Source organism: Leuconostoc sp. XM4 (assembly GCF_055698815.1).
On the sequence record NZ_CP134509.1, the window covers coordinates 1 to 22,804 of the forward strand.

Here is a 22,804-nt window from a genome sequence, read left to right on the forward strand (position 1 = left end):
ATGAAAAAATATATTTTAACTATTGGTAATTCTGGATTAAATGTTATTAGTAGTACGGTGATTGTTCTACCGTTTATGTTTTTTCTGAGAATTAGCGGGACGCATACAGTATTGTCAGTTTTACCTTTTGTTATTTTTTATACCTTACGGACAACCGGAATATTTTTGATTAGAGGTATCAAAACAAGTCTTAATAGTGCTAGTCTGCTAAAAGTTTCTCTTTACGTTGGTACATTAGGATCTATGTTTGGCATAATTGGAAATTTTTTTTCGGAATTTTATATGATTTCTGCCTTTTTTCTGGGATTAAGTGCTGCTTGGTTACCAACCGCTAATACGTCAATTGATTTTCTTAATATAAAAAGCCATTTACTTGTAGCTAAAAATAAATATTTTACTGTCTTAACTTTGATATTAATCGGATATATACTGTTTATTCCATCTAAAAATTCTTTTATTATATTTTTTGTATTTTACACATTTTTGTACTTGATAGCTATTATGACAATATCTACTATTAATCAATACGCAGTAGATTCTCATGATTTAGAAACCTATTCATATCGATATTTGGGATTATTTGTAGTATTTTTCGTTTTAATATTTAGTTTGCGATCTAGTCGATTGATGAATAATATTATGCAATTTGATGATTTTATATGGGGATCATTACTGCTAGCTATTATTCTTATTGTGTCAAAACTTTTTTTTCATAGATCACCACAACGTCGTGTTCCTAAAGTTTTGAGTTATATAGCAATCATAAATGGTGCCTTAGGCAACTATTTATTCTTATTCGCATCTTTATATGTTGCTGGATACTATGGTCATGATGATTTATTTATCCGCTTTTATATACCATATGTTGTAGGCATAGTCATCGCACCAATCATCAATAAAGTTCTAGTCAAAAACAATCATCATAATATTTTTATCATGCTTTTTGTAGGCCTCAGTATGATGTTTGTTAGACCTCTATTCTCATTGGGTATCTTATTGTTAAGTACAACGAAAGGGTGTTTAAATTCCGAATTAAACCATTTCTACGTACAGCAAAATAATTTGCCATCAGATAAACGAATTTGGGTTAAAAATACGATACAAAGTACAGGTAGTATTATTTACCAATTTATCATCATGATTACAGGTTCATTGATAGTGACGGATCATAATCACTCTATCAAAGAGTTACTTAATATTACGAGTCAAGGAATACCTAGTAATTATAGTAGGGCGCTAATGCTTGATTGGAACCTACTGACTACAACAATACTATTGATTATGGTTATTTTTTATTACTTTTTTTATTTTTTTAACTATATAAAGATAAAAAAGTGATTTACTGTATCTAATTATGTATCTATTAAAAGCATCCTCTCCTAGAAGAGGATGCTTTTCTTTTATGATCAGTTATTTTGATGGGTTTAAGCTGACAACAGCTTGCCCCACGCGGGTAGTGTTCTGCATGACATGCTCCCGCTGAAAGCGATCCTGCAATGATAAATTGCCCCGTCACGGCGTGACCCGCCGGAGGTTTTAAAAGCCGGATAATAGGCGCTGTAAAATAGTAGTTTCCCCAGTCGGAAGGGGAAACGCTACGGTCATCGCTTGTCGATGACGCGCCTCGCAGAGCCTGTCCAAAATATCATTTTGGTATAGCAGGCTATACCAGATTTTTAACGGTGTTATACTGGTCTCGTAAAACCTTTTTCGAGGAGGCAATTTTTATGGCGCATTTAAAGAAAAATACCCGTGGTGCAGTGCCCGGGTTAGCCGTTCATTTTGAACGTAAAACCGATCATCATACTAACAAAGACATTGATGTGTCGAAAACTCATTTGAATCAAGATCTTATATCAGATGGTTCAGATATGCTGTCACGCTTCAATGAGCGGTTAAATGACGTTTATTGCATGAAAAGAGACGATGTGAAGGCTTTAGCGACTTGGATAATCACTTTACCGGAAGAGTTATCAGAAGTGCCCTATGAGCAACAGAGCGCCTTTTTTGAAGCAACCAAACAATTTCTAGACGATCGTTATGGGAAAGACAATGCTGTAGCCGCTGTGGTGCACTATGATGAGACAACACCCCATTTGCACTATGCCTTTGTACCAGTTGTTTTTGATTCCAAAAAAGAGCGCTATAAGGTTTCTGCTAAAGAAGTCCTTACCCGTCATGACTTACAAACCTTCCATGATGATTTGGATCAGAATTTAAAAGCTGTCCTGCCCTTTTATGAACAAGGGATTTTAAATCACAAAACCTTACCGTTTGAGAATGTCGCTGCAATCAAAAAATACAATTATCAATTTAAAGCCTTAAAAGAGGAACTAGTCAATGTTGAAGAAAATATCAGTGCTAAAAAAGCCTTACTCAAAGTTACGAATGAAGCTCTAACTGAAGTTGAATTAGCTGAAAAACAAATTGATTACTTTAAACAAGCGTTATCTAAAAATTTATTTGGTAAGACCGTCATTAAACCCGATGATTTAGATCGCTTTAAAAGCGTTTTGTCCAATATGAAAAAAGCCACCCTGCAAAGCCAACGTGATGCAGCAGATAGCAACCAAGCCTTATTAAAAACCAAATCCCAATTAGCAGAGGTGCAATCTGACTATCAACAGCTGAAGGATAGGCATCAAGCGCTGCAGAAGCGGCAGCGAGAACAGCAACAGATGGATTATGCCATGCGAGACATGCTTAAAAATGATTATGGTGTCGACAAGTTATCGCATACTGATGTGGAGGCCCGATATGTTCTTTATAAGCTGGATCATGAAAAACTCACTCAAAATAAAAAAGTAGCCCAGTCCTGGTTAAAAACACTTACGACAGCTAGAGCAGATCCAGATACGCAAATAGCGCCAACTAGATTGGATCGCGGTATCGAACAAGTTAAAGCATTAATTAATCGAATCATTGAATTAACGCGTTATCTTTTTAAAGGACCAAGTCTATAACGTTAAAACGGCTTATTTGATCGTTTAAGCGTTTTTAAACACGCAACGTATAAATAAGTATTAACCAATTTTAAATGGCTCTATCAGCTTAATAAGTGGCAATCATATTAGATAACAAGTGATATGTCATTTAAATTCATTCAAAAAAGAACCCCACGTACAAAATTGACGTACGATGGGATTCTTTTTGTTTTGTTTTTTTATGGGTTCAATAAAAAGGCGCAGCCTATTATAAGTTTATCTTTTATATTTTAATCTTTTGTTCTTTTGCGTAGTTAGAAATTCAGTAATATCAAGGGTTTAATAGGTAATATAGCGACAAAAAACTATGTATATAGCGACAAAAAACTATGCATATAGCGACAAAAAACTATGTATATAGCGACTTTATAAAATATTTTGTCGCTATATAATGTTACAATAAAAGCATAAAGAAATTCCCGACTAAAAGTTTTTCTTTATGCTTATCCAACAACACGCCTAAAGGAGCGTATTTATATGTCTATTATACCAGAATCAAAGACAAGGCAGGTGCAGACCTTGAATGAATTATCAAAACGTAAAGTCGTTGAGCATAATAGCCTAATCACGTCGATTGCTAAAATGGACAAAACCCCATTAAAGATGTTTGAATTAGCTGTTTCTTTAATTGATACAAAAAATCCACCAAAAGACCAGACAGTTTATTTATCCAAGCAAGAGTTATTTGCTTTTTTTAACGTGGATGATAGCAATAAACATAGTCGTTTTAAGGAAGCAATTGAAAAAATGCAGAAACAAGCATTTTTTAAGATAAAAAAAGCCAAAGAAAAGGGATATGAATTTGAAAGTATTGTGCCTATCCCTTATGTTAAATGGGCTGATTATCATGATGAAGTAACTATCCGATTTAGCCCTGAAATCATGCCTTATTTAATCAATCTCAAAACCAATTTTACGCAACATGCCTTATCAGAGATTTCTGAATTGAATAGCAAGTATGCAATCATTTTGTACCGTTGGTTATCAATGAATTACAACCAATATGAGCATTACAGCGTTAAGGGTGGGCGAAGAGAAGAGCAAGTGGAAAGTTACCGTAATCCGATAATCACTATTCGGGAATTGCGCGACACGACCGATACGGTGAGTGAATATAAAAAGTTTACTGATTTTGAAAGAAGAGTATTAAAAGATCCGATTGAAGAAATCACAAACCATACCAGCTTTAATGTTACGTATGAAAAAGTAAAAAAAGGACGCAGCATTGAGAGTATTGTCTTTCATATCACTAAAAACCAAGTGGCAGATGATATTAGTTATAAACAGGATGATCCTCTTTATATCGAGGGTAAGATTCGTCAAGAAGAAACAGAAGATATGTTGACTGTTAAGGCTATAAAAAGTCCATATACAAAGTTACTTATGGAGCAGTTTTTATTGTCATATATTGATTTAACGGATACGTCTATTTTATCAGGGTTACAGAAAAATGTTTATCCACGTTATGACGAATTAAAAGAGTTACGTGGTTTAAAGGGTGTTAAAGAACACTTGGCGTATATCCGAGACAAACAAGATGACTATTCGAAAAAGAATATTGCTAAGTATCTTAAAAAGTCGATTGAACAGTATCTACCAATCGTTAAAAGGCAGGATATAGATCATGAGTGAAAATTTAAAAACAATTCGAGAACTTGCTGACGAATTTAATGTGTCTAAACAAGCAGTTAGAAAAAGATTGACTGAGGAATTTAGAGAAGACTATGTAGAAACTGTACATAGTAACGGAGTGGAAACGTTGGTAGTAACATTTACTGGTTATATGCTTTTAAAGCAGCATTTTTCGGGTGGTAATGATTCTGGTAAAGTTGATAGCAACGTTGGTGGTAACGGTGGTGTCAACTTTACCAGTGATAGTAAGAAAACCGTTGATGAAGTATCTGTACTAAAAATATTAGAACAACAATTAGCTGTTAAAGATAGGCAATTAGAAAATAAAGATTCACAGATATCTCAAATGCAAAATTTGCTAGATCAACAACAACGGTTAGCTTTGCAAGATAAGAAAATACTGGAAGAATATAAATCAGAAATAAAGGCTTTAAAAGCATTGAATAATCCATCTCAAGATATAGAAAGAGATAATGTTTCCCCAAAAGAAACTACAGAAGACAATATACAAGAATCGCCCCAAAAGAAAAATAAAAAGTGGTGGCCATTTAGCAAAAGAGTACAAAAAAATGATTGATTCAAAAATTATGGAGACAACCCAGTCTATTTTGAAAGACTTTGGGAATATTTATTTTATATCTGGTGAAACGGTTGAATTATTCAGGTATGAAGTTAAAAAAAGTTATTGTATATGAGCCACAATAAAAAAGTTCCGAAAAAACATATACAAAGGTTAGAGAAGCAGTTAGGTATTTATATTTTTGATTCGTAAACCACGACTTTATAGGGTCTATAGTCATATTATGGATACGTATATATGTAAAATTAGTAAGGAGAGACATAATGATTATGTTGATTGGTGGCGTCCGTTAAAAGGACGTCTAAAAAATGACGTTCTTTTTCGCTTAGTTTCAATTAAACGAAATGGAGAACAGAATTATGAATATAGATTCAAACAATATTAGAAATTTTTCGATCATTGCCCACATTGATCACGGTAAGTCGACTTTAGCAGACCGTATTATGGAGTTCACCAACACGGTGGATGACAGGACTTCTAAGCCCCAATTGTTAGATAATATGACGGTCGAAAAAGAACACGGTGTGACGGTTAAATCCCAAACGGTCACCAATTATTATCTTGCCAAAGACAATCGGCAATACGTACTGAACTTGATTGATACACCAGGTCACGTTGATTTTTCATATGAAGTAACAAAGAGTCTGTCTGCGACAGAAGGTGTGATTTTATTGGTTGATGCTACGCAAGGGGTGCAAGCGCAAACTATTGCGAATTATAATTTAGCTAAAGCCCAGCACATTAAAATCATGCCGGTGATTAATAAAATCGACAGTCCCAATGCTGAAATAGCGAATGTTAAACAGCAAATTTTGGATTTAGATAGTCAATTTAAGCCGGCAGATATCCTGGAGATTTCTTCGAAAAACGGTACCGGGGTGACTGAATTACTGGAAGCCATCGTGGTCAACATTCCCGCACCGACATTAGCTGACCAAGCCCAAGAACTAAAAGCGCTCGTGTTCGATATGACCTATGATAGCTATCAAGGCGTCATTGCCCATATTCGCTTAGTGGCTGGTGAGATCAAAGCCAACCAGAAGCTCATATTGATGAATGCTTGCAAAAAATTTGATGCCAAATCAATTGGAATCTTCAATCCGAATATGGTCGGGCAAGACACGCTGCATGCTGGTGAAGTTGGCTATGTGGTGACTGGTATCAAAGAAGTGAACCAAATTCGTGTGGGTGATACGATTACGACCGCGGTTGCCGGTACCGCAGATCCACTACCTGGTTATGAGGAGGCGACTTCCGTAGTATATGCGGGCATTTTCCCGAAGGACGATTTTCTAGAGATGAAGTCAGCGTTATTTAAAATCGCGTTAAATGACTCGTCTTTGAAGATCGAAAATGATTACTCCGATGCGCTGGGTCAGGGCTTTCGAGTGGGCTTCTTAGGTAATTTCCATTTGCAGATTATCAAAGAACGCCTACTGGTAGAGTATGGGATGGAAGTAATTACGACTTCACCCAATGTGACTTACAAAGTACATTTGAAGAATGACAAGGACGTTTCAGTCAATAATCCAGTCAATTTTCCAAATTATTCGGACATCGATTATGTAGAAGAACCCATCGTTACGATGACCATCACTACACTTCCCGAATCCGTTAATCAGGTGATTAACTTATCAGAGAAGTACCGGGGTGTCTTGATTGACCTGAACAACCTTAGTAACTTAGTCCAGTTAACCTATAACATGCCGTTATCTGAAATCGCGTACCATTTTTTCAACGCATTGAAGTCAGAAACCCATGGTTACGCGACGTTGGCGATGGGTGAGATCACTTATCAGCCAGCAGATATAGTGAAAATAACTTTTGATATTAATTACAGTAATGTACCGCAATTGACGTTCATTACAAACCGGACCAACGCTGCGGATCAGTCCCAAGAGATCGTCCACAAGCTAAAGTACACCGTGCCACGCCAATTGTATCCAATGCCGGCACAAGCCATCGTTGAAGGAAAAGTCATTGCCCGTGTCGATATTCCTCCAATTCGAAAGAATGCCGCCGTCTCTGGTGAGAAAAAGAGTATTTCAAAGCAACAAGCCTTGCTCCGCCGACAAAGCCTAAATAAGCGCAAAACCAAGCAACTAGATTTTGAATTACCACAAAGCGTATTTGATATTTTCTTGGATATTTAGGATTATGTATTCTTTAAATAATGCATTAGGCTTTTATGTCAGGAATCCGGACCACTTTTTCGACCCCTTTCGGGCTCGTTCCCAGATTTTTTTGTGGGTTTACCCCTTTTCCGGCCAGAGGACTGGTATTTTGAATGAATTTCACAAGTTTGAAGGCACACCCAATAAGCGCCAATGTGGGACAAATAAATTTATTGGATTAACAATTAAAGAAACTGTTCCGGACTATCAAAAGCGTGTACCAGTTAACTATGCTGGTGTTCATGAGTTAATTCAAACTTATGACTATTAAAAAACACCCTGGTTTGTCTACAAAGTTATATTGAAGAACTGAAAAATAAACATAAAGATGTTTACCTCATCCGTAGTGATGAGCGCAATACTAAACTGAAAATGCATCGATTTTCTGGAGAGGTGTCACACTATGTCGGTTTCTTACCGGACTTTGTCTTATATTTATCAGGTTTATATTGAACCTAGAGGTACCCAATTACTTGACCAAGATCAGTGGAAGAGTTGATGTGATAGGTGAAAATAATCAAGCTAAATTGTATGGGGTTAAATTTTATTTTTATGGTGATTCAAGACAAGTTCGCCAATATATTCAAAAACTAATGGTCTAAAATGTAATAATCACCCCTGATGAACCCTATTAAAACAACCCCCATTATCTACCGGTTAGATAATGGGGGTTGTTTTTTTGTTAAGTGATATAATAAACCATAAAAGAAGTTTAGAAATGCGGTCCTGGTCATCAATAAATAAACAATTTAATTATTTAATTTCAGAAAGGTATATATGAATCATGGCGCAACAAATTGTCCTACCCATCAAAGACTCCAACGTTTTAAAGATGGTACAAGATACACTTCTCGATAGTTTCCTTGCTGGTCGCCGAAATTACACCGTTTTTCAAGTTGGTAAGGCCACGCTACTACGTGTGAGTGATGTCATGACATTAAAAAAATCAGATGTCTATAATCCAGACGGCTCTGTCAAAAATACAGCCTTTATTCATGATAAAAAGACCGGTAAAGCAAACACGTTATATTTAAAGCCTGTTCAGCAAGACTTGTTGCAATATCATGATTGGCTGGTTCAAGAAAATATCAATTCTGATTGGTTATTCCCCTCGACAGCCCATCCTGATCGACATATCACCGAGAAACAGTTTTATAAAGTGATGGCGCGTGTTGGCGATCTACTAAGCATTAACTATCTAGGCACACATACCATGCGTAAAACAGGCGCCTATCGTGTTTATACTCAATCAAATTACAACATTGGTCTAGTCATGCATTTATTAAATCATTCTAGTGAGGCTATGACGCTGACTTATCTTGGTTTAGATCAAGCAAGTCGTGAAACCATGTTAGATCAAATTGATTTTGGGTAAACTCATGCCTTAATTAGACTCAAGTAATACTTTAGTGACTGATCAAGCTAAAATTTGCTAACCTATGTATTAAATATATAAGCAATGGGAGTTGATCATATGCAATTAGGTGAAAAAATAAAACATTTACGTCAATCTAACAAAATGTCGCAATCTGACTTAGCTAAGTCTTTACACGTTTCCTATCAAGCTATATCAAATTGGGAAAGGAATAAAAGTTACCCTGACAAAGAAAATATCATTATGATTTCCAATCTATTTAATATTCCACTCGATGAACTTATGCGCGATGAACAAAAATACACACCTCGATCTAACTCTCTTATCAAGTATAATTTACAAAATATTGTTATTTTGATTGGCGCTTTCTTTATTGTGCCTAGTATGATCTTTTTATCAAATGAGTTATCTATGTTAGGTCTCTTGCTTGGATTTTCAATAATAAGTTTTAGTGACTATATTGTTGAATTCATCAGAAACTTCAAAAATTAATTATTGTGGTTAAACCGTCTCGAGATTGTCCCAGACGGGTAGAATTCTGCATGATAACTAAGTATTGTCAGTAACCTGTCGCCTAATTGTCGGACTACTGACGTGTTAACTCTTTTAGCATATATCTATGATTATTTATAAAATCATTAGTGAAAGAGAGAAAAATGTATGAGTCACGAAACGCGTATTACACTAATTAGAAAGTCAAAAGGATTAACACAAGAAAAAAAACGTCCTCAGCATCAAAAGTGAGGACGTTTTTTTAGATTTCTTTTTCTAAAATCGGACAAATACGATCTTGTTTTCCTAAAGGAAAATGTTTGATCCCGATTTTTTTAAATCCATGACGTTCATAAAAACGAATACCTGCATAATTTTTTTCATAAACAGTCAAACGTAAATAACGTTTTTGTTTCGTTTTAGCATAACGATTCGCTTCATCGAGTAACTGTTGCCCTAACCCTTTGTTTTGATAATCTTTGAGCAGATAGATCCGTTGAATCTCTATAGCATCTTTTTCATCATTGACTTTCATATAACCAATGAGTATTTGATGATCCTTAATACCAATAAATTTACTGGTTGGCTGTGCCAATTCTACTGCCAATATTTCAGTTGTCAATTGTGTCTGTAAATATACTTGCATATCAAGTGGATCTGCGCCATCGATAAACGATTCATAAAAAGTGACAACACTTACAACTTGTAAAGCATCTAGATCATCATAATCTAAATACGCTAGTGTGATTTGATTGTTCATCTAACTCCTCCTTTTGGCATAGTATACTATAAATCTAGTATCTTTCAGAACTCATAAGGAATTGATCTTATACTAAAAAATGGACTATTTTTATTCAGTCCGTAAAATGAAAGTATATGATTAATTAATATCATTTCCTAGTTTTAGATAATCGAATCCTCTCCTATTTTTTGTTAAACTTGTTTTAGGAAAAAGGGGGCTACAATGATTACAAAATTAAACAGTTTTTCAGATAGGGACTTAGAACAATTGGCACAGATTTGGTTGAATGGCAATTTACAAGCACATTCATTTATTCCCGCTCAGTATTGGAAAAATCAATTTGTGAACATTAAAAAAATGTTGCCTGAAGCAAATATTTTTGTGTATAGGAATAATGAAACAATTATCGGTTTTTTAGGCGAATTAGATGGTTACATAGCTGGATTATTTGTTGACATGAACTACAGAAACCAAGGTGTTGGTAGCCGATTAATTAATTACCTAAAACAAATTAACGACAAATTAACACTTTCAGTCTATGTAGATAATATTAATGCCGTTAATTTTTATGAGAATAAAGATTTTATCATAGACAGTGTAGGTATGGATACTGAGACTGATTCAAAAGAGTATCATATGATTTGGGAAAAATAAAATGTCAAGACTTTTTTATAAAAGCTTTGCTTTTTTATTTTGCAATAAATAATGCTAATGTAAGTGACAGAATAATTAGTACCAGTATCGCTAAGACACTTTTTATGCCAAAAGCAATAGTTAGACTTATCAAAATAATAAGTGGCAAATAAAAATAGTCCAATTTATTGACTTCTGAGCAATCCATACCAGTGTAGATTTATTAAAATTGTTACCAAAAAAACGCGTGTAGTTTGCTTACAGGGAATATTGGTCATAACTTAATACGATGAGAAATTATATTAGCATTCAAAATAAGTTGGGATAGACACCGATGCTATCTCAACTTATTTTTTATGTGGTTAAGCTGACATCAGCTTGCCCCACGCGGGTAGCGTTCTGCATGACATGCTCCCGCTGAAGGTGATCTTGCAATGATAAATTGCCCTGTCACGGCGTGACCCGCCGGAGGTTTTACAAGCCAGATAAGTGGCGTTGTAAAATAGCCCTTTCCCCAGTCGGAAGGGGAAACGCTACTGTCATCGCTTGTCGATGACGCGCCTCGCAGAGCCTGTCCAAAATAGCATTTTGGTATAACAGGCTATACCAGATTTTTAACGGTGTTATACTGGTCTCGTAAAACCTTTTTCGAGGAGGCAATTTTTATGGCGCATTTAAAGAAAAATACCCGTGGTGCAGTGCCCGGGTTAGCCGTTCATTTTGAACGTAAAACCGATCATCATACTAACAAAGACATTGATGTGTCGAAAACCTATCTGAATCAAGATCTCATGTCTGATGGTTCAGATATGCTTTCACGCTTCAATGGACGTTTAAATGACGTTTATTGCATGAAAAGAGACGATGTAAAGGCGTTAGCGACTTGGATTGTTACTTTACCTGAAGAACTCACAGAAGTGCCCCACGAGAAACAGAGCGCCTTTTTTGAAGCAACTACCAATTTTCTTAATGCACGTTATGGTCAAGAAAATGCCGTGGCCGCTGTCGTGCATTATGATGAGACAACCCCTCACTTGCACTATGCCTTTGTCCCTGTTGTTTTTGATGATAAAAAATCGCGTTATAAAGTATCCGCTAAAGAAGTGCTAACGCGACATGATTTACAAACCTTTCATGAGGATCTAGATCAGGATTTAAAAAAGGTGCTCCCTTTTTATGAAAAAGGCATTTTAAATAACAAAACCTTACCGTTTGAGAATGTCGCTGAAATCAAAAAATACAACGATCAGTTTAACGCCTTAAAAAATGAACTAGCTGACGTTGAAGAAAATATTAGTGCTAAACAGGCCGTACTTAAAATCACGGATCAAGCCTTAACGGAAGTTGACTTAGCCGAAAAACAAATTGATGATTTTAAACAAGCCTTATCTAAAAACCTCTTTGGTAAGACGGTGATTAAACCAGATGACTTAGATCGCTTTAAAAACGTGTTAGCCACGATGAAGAAAGACACCTTACAAAGCCAGCATGAGACGGAAGAACTCAAGCAAGCGTTAGAACAAGTCAAAGCGCAATTAGCTGACATCCAATCTGATTATCAAAACCTTAAAGAAACGCATGAAGCGCTTCAGAAGCGGCAGCGAGAACACCAACAGATGGGTTATGCTATGCGTGATATGCTTAAAAATGATTATGGTGTGAACAGTATGAAAACAAGTGATGTTAAAGCACGCTATGTGCTTTATAAGCTTGATCATGACATACTTACAAAAAATAAGAAGATAGCCGATTCCTGGTTAAAGGCCCTCATGCTAGCACGAGAAGATCAAGACACGAAAATATCGCCAACTAGATTAGATCACGGTATTGAACAAGTTAAAGCATTAATCAATCGAATCATTGAATTAACGCGTGATCTTTTTAAAGGACCAAGTCTCTAACGTTAAAACGGCTTATTTGCCCGTCTAAGCGTTTTTATCTGCAATACGTAGAAATAGTCATCAAATAGATTAAAATGTCGCTATCAGCTTAATAAATGGCAATCATGTTAGACAACTAGGTGCCGGCATTTGAAATGATTCAACACAAAAAGAACACCACGTACAAAATTTATGTACAACGGTGTTCTTTTTATTTTTCTATTTTATTGAATTAATAAAAAGGCGGAGCCTATTATAAGTTTATCTTTTATATTTTAATCTTTTGTTCTTTTGCGCGCTTAGAAAGTGAGCGTTATCAGTACTTTAAAGTTAAATACGTGTACAAAATACTGTGCATACGTGTACAAAATACTGTGCATACGTGTACAAAATACTGTGCATACGTGTACAATTTTATTTTTATGTACACGTTAAATGATATAATAAAAAGCATAAAGAAATTCCCGGCTAAAAGTTTTTCTTTATGCTTATCCAACAACACGCCTAAAGGAGCGTATCTATATGTCTATTATACCAGAATCAAAGACAAGGCAGGTGCAGACCTTGAATGAATTATCAAAACGTAAAGTCGTTGAACATAATAGCCTAATCACGTCGATTGCCAAAATGGACAAAACCCCATTAAAGATGTTTGAATTAGCTGTTTCTTTAATTGATACAGACAACCCACCTCCAGATCAAACGGTTTATTTATCAAAACGAGAGCTGTTTGCTTTCTTTAAGGTGAATGACAACGATAAACATAGTCGCTTTAAACAAGCGATTGAAAAAATGCAAAAACAGGCTTTTTTTCAAATTAGAGAAAAAACCAGTCAGGGATTTCAATTTGAAAGCATTGTTCCTATACCGTATGTAAAGTGGACGGATTATAACGACGAAGTGAAAATTGAATTTCATCGTGAAATCATGCCTTATTTAATAAATCTCAAAACCAATTTTACGCAGCATGCTTTGTCAGATATTGCAGAATTGAATAGCAAGTATGCAATTATTTTATACCGTTGGTTATCGATGAATTACAACCAGTACGAGCATTACAGCGTTAAAGGTGGTCGAAGACAAGACCAAATTGATAGTTATCGTAATCCTGAAATGAGTATCCGAGATTTACGAGAAATGACAGATACGGTAGATGAGTATCAGGATTTTAGAAATTTTGAAAAAAGAATTTTAAAAAATGGTATTGAAGAAATTACAAATCATACAACTTTTAATGTGACGTACGAAAAAGTTAAAAAAGGCCGCAGCATTGATAGCATTGTCTTTCACATTAATAAAAAACAAATTGCTGATGACAGTAGTTATAAACAAGATGATCTTCTTTATATCGAGGGTAAGATTCGTCAAGAAGAAACAGAAGATATGTTGACAGTTAAGGCAATAAAAAGTCCATATACAAAGTTACTTATGGAACAGTTTTTATTGTCATATATTGATTTAACGGATACTACTATTTTGTCAGGGTTACAGAAAAATGTTTATCCACTTTATGACGAATTAAAAGAGTTACGTGGTTTAAAGGGCGTGAAAGAACACTTAGCCTATATCAGAGACAAACAAGATGACTATTCGAAAAAGAATATTGCTAAGTATCTTAAAAAATCGATTGAACAGTATCTACCCATCGTTAAAAGGCAGGATATAGATCATGAGTGAAAATTTAAAAACAATCCGAGAACTTGCTGATGAATTCAAGGTATCTAAGCAAGCAGTTAGAAAAAGATTAACAGATGAATTTAGAGCAAACTACGTAGAAACTGTATATAGAAACGGAGTAGCAACGTTGGTAGTAACAGTTACTGGTTACATGCTTTTAAAACAACATTTTTCTAGTGGTAACGACAGTGAAAAAGTAGGTAGTAACGTTGGTAGTAACACTGGTAATGTAGATACTACCAGCGATATTAAGCAAATAAGAGATAACAGCTATGTATTTAAAATCTTAGAACAACAATTAGCTGTAAAAGATAAGCAAATAGAAAATAAAGATTCACAAATATCTCAAATGCAAAATTTGTTAGATCAACAACAACGATTAGCATTACAAGATAAAAAACTTTTGGAAGAATATAAGTCAGAAATCAAAGAATTAAAATCGTTAAATATGCCAAAAAAAGGTACTGAAGAAGACGATGTTATTCAAAAAGAAAATTCAGTAGAATACAAGAAAAAAATTCCTCAAAAGCAAAATAAAAAATGGTGGCAATTTGGTAGTAGATTGTAATGAATGCACATAAAATACTCCTATACTTTACTTTTATGGACTGAATAAAAATAGTCCATTTTTTGATATTAAGATTAGTTTAGTGTTAATGTATACACTATGGGAGCGTAGATAATGAATAAATATTACTATAAATTATTAATCCTGATTATTGCGTTGTTTGGGGTAACACTAGTTATGAATAACACAACTTCAGCTGATAACAGTAACACTTCTACAACAAATTCCACTAGTTCTGCCCAGTCAAATGATCCTGGTGTTGCAATTGTTCATAACGACAAAGAATATTGGTCAGCAATTGCAGACCAGACTGTATCTAATATTGTTCTTGCCAATGATATTGTTGCACAAGAAAGTAATCGCATCGGATCAGGAAATATTCAAAGAAGTTTGACGATTGATGGTGAAGGGCACAACCTATCTTATTTAATGACATCGTATGATCCCCCAGTCCTTTATACAGATGCAAATGGAATTTCAATTAATATTGAAAATATCTCTATCGGCAGTGCTAACAATCCCGGAAATACATGGTATGGTATCGTACGAGTTGTAAATTCAAATGTTACGATGAATGTATTAAATGTAAATTACTATGCAACATATGGGGCGCAACCTTTTTATGCAAACGGTAATTCAGAAACGGTTCTTAACTTTTATGGGAAAAATTCCTTTAAATTAGGTAACGGATCTGCAAATTATGGCGGAGAATTCGTTGAAAGATTCCAAACTGTTAACTTTAAATCAGGAAGCTCAACATCCGTTGATCAAAATACTAGTGATGCATCTGCTGTATTTTGGGGAATTAGTGGAACAAATATTAATGTAGAAGCGAATGCTAATTTATCAATAAGGTCTAATAAGCAGAATTTACTTTACAATAGGCCAACTCTAAATATTTTAGATAACGCAACCTTTACCTATGAAAGTTATAAAGGAATGTCATATGCTACTCCTAATTTAGCTAGTTCAAGTAACACTGTTATAAATACAAGCCCAAATAGTGTGTTTAACTTAATTTCAAATGATTATTCGATTGGATTATCAAATATTATTTTAAATGCAAATGGACCTAAATCAATTTACGCGTTAAATAATAATGGTATTGCTGCCACTTCTGGAGCAATGACTGTAAATAGAACTGATTCTAGTAAGTATCCCTATACTCTGCAATCATTAAGTACTACAAATATACAGACAACTGGTAAGGATAATATTTTAGCCAATACCTCATTCATTCTAAACTCCAGTACTGGTATTAATGGCAAGGCTTGGGTATATACGACTACACCAACAATTGATTCAGTATCATTTGATTCTCAAGTTGGATCTAAAATAAGTGACTTAACGGGAACCATTATTGGATCTCAAAATACAGTTCGAAATATAAAAGTTTCGTCATCTAAACTTTACACAGGGTCTGATATTACAACAGATACAGCACAATCTCAAATTGATAAATCAACTATTTCCACTCAAACCGTATCTGGTAATGATCCTGCTATTATTGGATCAAATATAAGTGGCGGGCAACTTCAATATATCTATTACAATATTCAAGATTCGAATAAATATCCGGGATTTGTCTTAAAATCTAAATGGGTTGAAGCACAAAAAATACAAACTAGTTATAAAGAAATCACAATTCCTGATAAAAATATCACATTTGATCAACCAATTCCCGGATTGTTTAATGATGTATCTGATTATAAAGTTTATAACTCAGGTAATGTACCTGTTAACTTAAGCGTGACATCTATTACAAATTCTAATACAAACGTTGGATTAGTTGAAACAGGATCTATTTTTAATACAGGTAAACAGGAAGTTTCACTGAAGCTAAATGGGTCGTCTTCAACATCGTCTACATCTTGGGATTTTAAAAATCCAGGAACAGAAAAAATTGAAGTCGATCCGTATTATACGGTTAACAACAACGTTACATTAAATATAGGAGGTAATTACTCGGGCCCACTGATTGGTCAATTACCGCTATTATATAAAATTAATATTAGTATTTCAGAAACTAACTAGATTAGAAAGTTAAAAGATTATGCCAAAAACTCCTATCGAAAATCACACATCACTCGAAGAAGAAAACAAAAAAAAGAAAAAACGCTTTATATGGTTTTGGTTAATTTTAATAATACTTGCTGCTATAGCTGGGGGTACATTTTTCTATTATCATCGTGCAGAACATACACCGAAGTCACAAGTGGTTTCTGGCGATTTTTTACCTAAGAAAAAGGACGCTAGAGATATGACAGATGCGGAGTTAGGGAAATATGCTCAAAAAGCAGTTGATGATTCAAAGTTTCAGTTAGAGATAAATCCATCGTCGATTATAAATTACGATACTCAGTCTGGCTACATCGGTATTAAAAATCCGAAAACAAACGCATATCCGATTAATGTCACTTTCTTTACCCAAAATAGGAAAAAAATATATTCATCCGGCGCGATCGAACCGGGCCAGGAAGTTACCAATGGTAAGTTAACTGAAAAAATACCGAGAGGAAAATATGAAATAAGGGCTCGTTTTGATATATATGATAACAAGACTCATGAAAAGCGTGGTCAGCAGTTTGCAATTGTCAACATGATTGTTCAATAATATAGTGTCAAGACAAAGACATTAAAATGAGTCAAAAAAATATCTTATGGAGAAAGGCAGAATATTTATATTCTGAGAGTTAAGGGTAATGACTAGATTAATAAGGGCATCAGTAATTGTCGCAACCATCCTTGGGTCGGGATTGTTTGCAGATAAAGCATTTGCTGACCAAACGATTCAAGGTGGAACAGCAACTATAGAGGTTAATGGAACTTTGGGGGCTGATAACACAAACCCAGACTCAACAATTCCAGAGGGTGATGATAATTGGATTAACGTTACAGTACCGACATCAACAATTTTCTACAATACACCAAAAAATTCTGCAATCCAATCACCTACTTACAGCATCACGAATAATTCAGGACGTCCAGTATCAGTATCAACAGAAGGATTAACTTCAGTTGCAAATAACTCGGAACCTAGTGACTTCGATTTGACATTAAACACAGTCGGGACATCAACCAATCCAGCAACAACAGCTACGATAAATTTAATAAATAAGGGCTCAATTCAACAATCTGTAAATACTCCACTGATCAATTTAGCTAATAAAGATGGTAAGTTGACTAGCAGTGGAGCAGCTAATGAAGGAGATAATTCCGTAAAGTTTACTTACGGAGGTTCATCTGCCACAACAAGCATGACAACGCTCAAATACAATTTGGGATTTACATTTAAATCTATCGGTTGGTAAAAATAACTTAAAAAGGGACTATAAATTACTAATCACCCCTCAAAAAGACTATTAAAATAACCCCTATTATCTAACCAGTAGATAATAGGGGTTGTTTTTTTGTTAGGTGATATAATAGAACTTAAAATTAGGGGGTTTTAAACATGAACAATGTTGAACGTATTTCTATACTAGAAAAATCTATATCTATAAAAACAGACGGCCATAATGAACAAGAACTAGCTGAATATTTTAAAAAAATTCTGAAGGATCATAACATTGAATCAACAGAAATACCATTTGCCACAGGAAGATCTAACTTGATAGTTTCGATGGGACATGGTGATCGTATACTAGGTCTAACTGGACATATGGATACAGTAAATATAGGACCATTGTCAGATTGGAAAAGCGATCCGCTTGTCCTAACTGATATGGACGGGAAATTATTTGGACGTGGTACCTCTGATATGAAAGGCGGATTGGTTGCTTTAATTATTGCCTTAATCGAAATTAAGGATGAGGGGATAGATTTAGGTGGACAAATTAGACTTCTAGCTACAGGTGGTGAAGAAAAGGGCCAATTAGGATCTGCTAGCTTATTAGGTCATCAACTAATATCAGATCTCGACGCACTAATTGTTGCTGAACCTTCTCGATTATCTAATCCTAAATCAGGAAAAAGTACTCAATTCGCAATTTTTGGACAAAATGGTGTGCTAGATTTTGAAATTATCTCTAAAGGAAAATCTGCCCATAGTTCAATGCCGGAGCTTGGTATCAATGCTATTGATAACCTACAGGAATACATGAATCAACAAAAAAAGTATTTTGAGCACATGGTTCAAATAAATGATAGTGTGCTGGGTAAAATTATTCCTGTAAACTCTATTATTTCGGGTGGGGAACAAATTAATTCAGTCCCTTCTTATGCCAAATTGACAACAAAAGTCAGAACAACAACTATGGTTAATGCCAATCGAATAATTAGTGATTTAGAAGATATTACTAGCAAAATGAATAAGGTTGCAGATATGAATTTAGAACTCAATGTTCTACGACAATTAGATCCCGTAGTGACCAGTAAAGATTCATCAATCATTAAATTGGTTTCGCTATATGGACCAGAGTGCTTTAAACAGAAAATCACTTTGAGAACTGTAGCTGGTACAACTGATGCCGCAACATTTATCTCTGAAAATGATCGCATGGATATTGTCCAGATTGGTCCAGGAAATGATTCAAGCCATATGGCTAATGAATATATATTTAAGCAAGATTTTATAAATTACATTGAATTTATTAAAAAAATCATAGTCTCGTACTTAAACGATGAATTAGTTAAGGATATTTAACATATATGGTGCAACAAATCGTACTCCCAATCAAAGACTCAAACGTCTTAAAAATGGTGCAAGACACCTTACTAGATAGTTTTCGGGCTGGTCGCCGAAACTACACTATCTTTCAAGTCGGCAAAGCCACCCTGCTACGGGTGAGTGATGTCATGACGTTAAAGAAATCAGATATCTATAATCCAGATGGCTCTGTTAAAAATACGGCTTTTATTCATGATAAAAAGACGGGTAAAGCAAACACGTTATATTTAAAACCCGTTCAGCAAGACTTGCTGCAATATCATGATTGGATGGTCCAAGAAAATATTAATTCTGAATGGCTATTCCCCTCAACAGCCAATTCTGATCGCCATATAACCGAGAAACAGTTTTATAAAGTGATGGCGCGTGTTGGTGATCTATTAGGCATCAACTATCTAGGTACTCATACCATGCGTAAAACAGGCGCCTATCGCGTTTATACGCAATCAAATTACAACATAGGTCTAGTCATGCACTTATTGAATCACTCAAGTGAGGCTATGACGCTTACTTATCTTGGCTTGGATCAAGCTAGTCGAGAGACTATATTAGATCAAATTGATTTTGGATAATGTTTAGTATTGATTCGAGTACATTATTCATAGATTTTATGATGTTGCTTGTGATCAAGGCTATTTCAAAATGAGAACGCTTAAAAAACATCTTTATAGGATCAAATAGTACCGAAGTGTTCTTTATACAATCATATGATTAAAAGCGCTACAATTTAGATACCACATAATTGAAAGGATTACAAAATGACAATGAATTGGACAATTGTTGGAACAGGTGTTATTGCGCATGAAATGGCAACCGTGTTTAATAAGAATAATCGAGAAATTTATGGTGTATTTAGTCGTAATGCAGACAAAGTAAAACAATTTGCTACCGATTATGGCGTTCTTCATCAATTTAATTCTCTAGATGATGTATTTTCTGATGACAAAGTTGAAGCTGTGTATATTGCTACGCCACACAATACCCATTTTGATATTGCAAAACAAGCGATTGAACATGGCAAACATGTACTCATGGAGAAAGCAATTACCTTGAATAAGGCAGATTTGGATCAACTTGAAGATTTGGCGCAACAGCATAACGTTATCCTTTTAGAAGCAATGACCTTAGTTCATATGCCTTTAGCCAAAAAAGTAAAAGCTATGATTAATGACGGTCAATTAGGTAAAATTAAGCATATTAGTGTGGCACATGGCAGTGTTAAACCCTATGATCCTAAGAATCGCTTCTTTAATCCTGATCTAGGCGGTGGTGTCTTACTTGATATGGGTGTTTACGGTATATCTGGGGCACGCTATTTTATGTCAGATCAACCTGATAATGTGCAGTCTTTTGTTGACTATGCTCCAACGGGAGTTGATGAACAGGCAGTCACAATTCTTCATAATCAGTCGGGCGAATCTGCTACGGTATCTGTTTCTTTGCAAGCTAAGCAACCTAAAGCACTAACTATTTCGGGAACGAAAGGTTATATTACAATTCCAGAATACCCACGGGCACAATCAGCGAATTTTTATCATGTAGATAGTGATACCACAGAATCAATCACAGAGGGAAACACAGAAAATGCTTTGTTCTACGAAATTTTAGATTTCGAAAGTATAATTGCTGATCCATCAAACATTCAAAACTACAAGACAATGACAGATGATGTATTTACAATTTTCGAACAAATGAAAACAAGCTGGTCTCAGCAAAAGTAAGACTAGCTAGAGTAGCTAATAGTAATTACGTTTAACAGTAAATTTCCCCTGCACAGAAGTTTTATAAGGTGTTGGATCGCGTTGGTTATCTATTAGGTATCAAGATTACATGCGTAAAACAGGCGCTTATCGCGTCTATACGCAGTCACATTCCAATATTGAGTTAGACCATGCTAGATCAAACTGAACTTGGTTAAGGGTTGTAACTTGTAAATAGTAAGCTGTTTTACTATGATCAATATACTAAAGATAAAAGGATAAGATAGTAATAATGAAATTATTGATTATTGGCGCTACTGGAATGACAGGGCAATCGTTAGTCGCTGAAGCCATTTCAAATGGATTATCAGTTGTTGCAAATGGGCGCAATCTAGATAAGCTCAGTGCTTTAAACAACGAATTTAAAGATATTACCATTTTGAACAAAGATGCTTTTGGAATCACATTAAGCGATTTAGAAGATGTTGATGTGATTATTGATGCGTTTGCAACCGCACCCGACCAAGCTTACTTACAAATTGATCTTGCTGCACATTTAATTTCTTTGCTACGTAATAGTAGCAAGCGTATTGGATTCATATTAGGAGCAGGTAGTTTATACACTGATGAATCAAAGAGCAAACTTACCTATGATTTAATTGCCGAAGATGACAGCACAAAACCGTGGAGTGCGATTCCTGAAAATCAATTATACGAACTTGAATTCTTACGCCGTGTTAAAAACGTAAATTGGTTTGGTGTGTCACCTGGTAGTAACTTTATTGCTGGTGAAAAATCAGATAACATTTTAGTTGGTGATGACATACTGTTAATGAATGACCAAAATGTATCAGAAACTACTTCTGGCACAATGGCATTTAAGGTCATTGAAGAAGTTAAAAATAACCAATACAATCAAAAGCGCTTTACGGTGGCTAATGGTTAACATGTATTTATCTACTAAAAACATCATCTTCTAGGAATGATCCTAGAAGATGATGTTTTTTGATTATGCTGCTTTATTTGTAATTGTATATTGCCTAATTTAATGACACTCAAACAATCTAGTAATTCTATGACTAATAAGATGAGAGAAGTTAAGTTCTATCACGCCGAAAGTAGTTGCCGGATCTCTGGATGCGACGATAGGAAGATGCGGTGCCGTACATAGGGAGTGCTCTGAGAAGAGTTCTTTTTTATGCGTTTATATACTTTTTTATTTGTATGTGTTTGGGCTCAACGTTAAACTTGTTTCATATTTGACTTTGATTAAACAAATATGCATACTCGAAAGTAGATAAAAAACGGTTCAGGGAGAATCAATTTGATTTCAATGATTTTGTCAGTCAAAAAATTATTTTCCTCTTTTTGGATTATTTTCAAATCAGAAGAAACTAAAGGACTGTTGATAGTCATATTTTTGACATTACTAAGTGGTGCTTTCTTTTACAGTACGGTAGAACATTTAAGTCTACTTAACGCTTTTTACTTAAGCTTTGTTACTTTAACGACGATTGGTTACGGTGACATTCATCCGGTGACGGATTTTGGAAAAGTATTTACTATGTTGTACTCTACGGTAGGGATTGGTTTAATGACAATTTTTGTGGCTACAGTAGCTAAAGCGTATATGTCAACTAAAACGAATAAACATCGACACTGAATGAAACACATTAAAACAATCATTGGGGAGTATTT

21 protein-coding genes are annotated in these 22,804 nt (G+C 34.8%); 20 read left to right on the forward strand and 1 reads right to left on the reverse strand.

The genetic code is table 11. The features are described 5' to 3' along the window. From RHP64_RS10555 to RHP64_RS10590, 8 genes are all read left to right on the forward strand, one after another. Positions 1–1,338: a hypothetical protein gene (locus RHP64_RS10555; RefSeq protein ID WP_150288810.1), complete on the forward strand. Its 1,338-nt coding sequence runs from the start codon at positions 1–3 to the stop codon at positions 1,336–1,338. A gap of 389 nt (positions 1,339–1,727) precedes the next feature. Beyond that, a complete protein-coding gene (mobV, locus tag RHP64_RS10560) occupies positions 1,728–2,963 on the forward strand; it encodes a MobV family relaxase (RefSeq protein ID WP_462785078.1) in 1,236 nt (411 codons plus the stop codon). A gap of 498 nt (positions 2,964–3,461) precedes the next feature. Beyond that, positions 3,462–4,616, forward strand: coding sequence for a RepB family plasmid replication initiator protein (locus RHP64_RS10565; protein WP_150288808.1), 1,155 nt, complete (start codon positions 3,462–3,464; stop codon positions 4,614–4,616). Continuing rightward, entirely contained in the window at positions 4,609–5,193 is a 585-nt protein-coding gene (locus RHP64_RS10570) for a DNA-binding protein (protein ID WP_462785079.1), read from the forward strand. The genes RHP64_RS10565 and RHP64_RS10570 overlap by 8 nt, the downstream gene beginning before the upstream one ends. 368 nt (positions 5,194–5,561) lie before the next feature. Further along, a complete protein-coding gene (gene lepA / locus RHP64_RS10575; protein WP_193324773.1) occupies positions 5,562–7,349 on the forward strand; it encodes a translation elongation factor 4 in 1,788 nt (595 codons plus the stop codon). 130 nt (positions 7,350–7,479) lie between these two features. Then, positions 7,480–7,641 carry a hypothetical protein gene (locus tag RHP64_RS10580; RefSeq protein WP_227005720.1) on the forward strand — a complete coding sequence of 54 codons (162 nt, stop codon included), beginning with the start codon at positions 7,480–7,482 and terminating at the stop codon, positions 7,639–7,641. 513 nt (positions 7,642–8,154) lie between these two features. Continuing rightward, entirely contained in the window at positions 8,155–8,745 is a 591-nt protein-coding gene (locus tag RHP64_RS10585) for a site-specific integrase (RefSeq protein WP_462785080.1), read from the forward strand. 99 nt (positions 8,746–8,844) lie between these two features. After that, positions 8,845–9,237 carry a helix-turn-helix domain-containing protein gene (locus tag RHP64_RS10590; protein WP_150288821.1) on the forward strand — a complete coding sequence of 131 codons (393 nt, stop codon included), beginning with the start codon at positions 8,845–8,847 and terminating at the stop codon, positions 9,235–9,237. Positions 9,238–9,499: 262 nt separating this feature from the next. Here RHP64_RS10590 and RHP64_RS10595 read toward each other — a convergent pair whose 3' ends face one another. Then, the gene (locus tag RHP64_RS10595) at positions 9,500–9,997 is read right to left on the reverse strand and encodes a GNAT family N-acetyltransferase (RefSeq protein WP_150288822.1); all 498 of its coding nucleotides are present in this window, start codon (positions 9,995–9,997) and stop codon (positions 9,500–9,502) included. Between the two features lie 204 nt (positions 9,998–10,201). Here RHP64_RS10595 and RHP64_RS10600 point away from each other — a divergent pair, with 204 nt between their 5' ends. The 12 genes from RHP64_RS10600 (at position 10,202) to RHP64_RS10655 (ending at position 22,769) form a co-directional block, all read left to right on the forward strand. Then, entirely contained in the window at positions 10,202–10,633 is a 432-nt protein-coding gene (locus tag RHP64_RS10600; RefSeq protein WP_085700086.1) for a GNAT family N-acetyltransferase, read from the forward strand. A gap of 644 nt (positions 10,634–11,277) precedes the next feature. Next, positions 11,278–12,513: a MobV family relaxase gene (gene mobV, locus RHP64_RS10605; protein ID WP_462785081.1), complete on the forward strand. Its 1,236-nt coding sequence runs from the start codon at positions 11,278–11,280 to the stop codon at positions 12,511–12,513. A 501-nt stretch (positions 12,514–13,014) separates the two neighbouring features. Next, positions 13,015–14,169: a RepB family plasmid replication initiator protein gene (locus tag RHP64_RS10610; RefSeq protein WP_193324771.1), complete on the forward strand. Its 1,155-nt coding sequence runs from the start codon at positions 13,015–13,017 to the stop codon at positions 14,167–14,169. Then, positions 14,162–14,737 (forward strand): DNA-binding protein, encoded by a 576-nt coding sequence (locus tag RHP64_RS10615; RefSeq protein WP_150288817.1) that lies wholly within the window; start codon positions 14,162–14,164, stop codon positions 14,735–14,737. Before RHP64_RS10610 ends, RHP64_RS10615 begins: the two co-directional genes overlap by 8 nt. 114 nt (positions 14,738–14,851) lie before the next feature. After that, positions 14,852–16,771 carry a pectate lyase-like adhesive domain-containing protein gene (locus RHP64_RS10620; protein WP_150288816.1) on the forward strand — a complete coding sequence of 640 codons (1,920 nt, stop codon included), beginning with the start codon at positions 14,852–14,854 and terminating at the stop codon, positions 16,769–16,771. A gap of 19 nt (positions 16,772–16,790) precedes the next feature. Then, positions 16,791–17,351: a hypothetical protein gene (locus RHP64_RS10625; RefSeq protein ID WP_150288815.1), complete on the forward strand. Its 561-nt coding sequence runs from the start codon at positions 16,791–16,793 to the stop codon at positions 17,349–17,351. Positions 17,352–17,439: 88 nt separating this feature from the next. Next, positions 17,440–18,048, forward strand: coding sequence for a hypothetical protein (locus tag RHP64_RS10630; RefSeq protein WP_146958397.1), 609 nt, complete (start codon positions 17,440–17,442; stop codon positions 18,046–18,048). Positions 18,049–18,191: 143 nt separating this feature from the next. Next, the gene (locus RHP64_RS10635; protein ID WP_150288814.1) at positions 18,192–19,382 is read left to right on the forward strand and encodes an ArgE/DapE family deacylase; all 1,191 of its coding nucleotides are present in this window, start codon (positions 18,192–18,194) and stop codon (positions 19,380–19,382) included. A 5-nt stretch (positions 19,383–19,387) separates the two neighbouring features. Further along, positions 19,388–19,978 carry a site-specific integrase gene (locus RHP64_RS10640; RefSeq protein ID WP_150288813.1) on the forward strand — a complete coding sequence of 197 codons (591 nt, stop codon included), beginning with the start codon at positions 19,388–19,390 and terminating at the stop codon, positions 19,976–19,978. Positions 19,979–20,164: 186 nt separating this feature from the next. After that, a complete protein-coding gene (locus RHP64_RS10645; protein ID WP_150288812.1) occupies positions 20,165–21,127 on the forward strand; it encodes a Gfo/Idh/MocA family protein in 963 nt (320 codons plus the stop codon). Positions 21,128–21,398: 271 nt separating this feature from the next. Further along, on the forward strand, positions 21,399–22,052 hold the full coding sequence (locus RHP64_RS10650) for an NAD(P)-dependent oxidoreductase (RefSeq protein WP_150288811.1): 654 nt from the start codon (positions 21,399–21,401) through the stop codon (positions 22,050–22,052). Positions 22,053–22,439: 387 nt separating this feature from the next. Next, the gene (locus tag RHP64_RS10655) at positions 22,440–22,769 is read left to right on the forward strand and encodes a potassium channel family protein (RefSeq protein ID WP_150288818.1); all 330 of its coding nucleotides are present in this window, start codon (positions 22,440–22,442) and stop codon (positions 22,767–22,769) included. Positions 22,770–22,804: the final 35 nt, after the last annotated feature.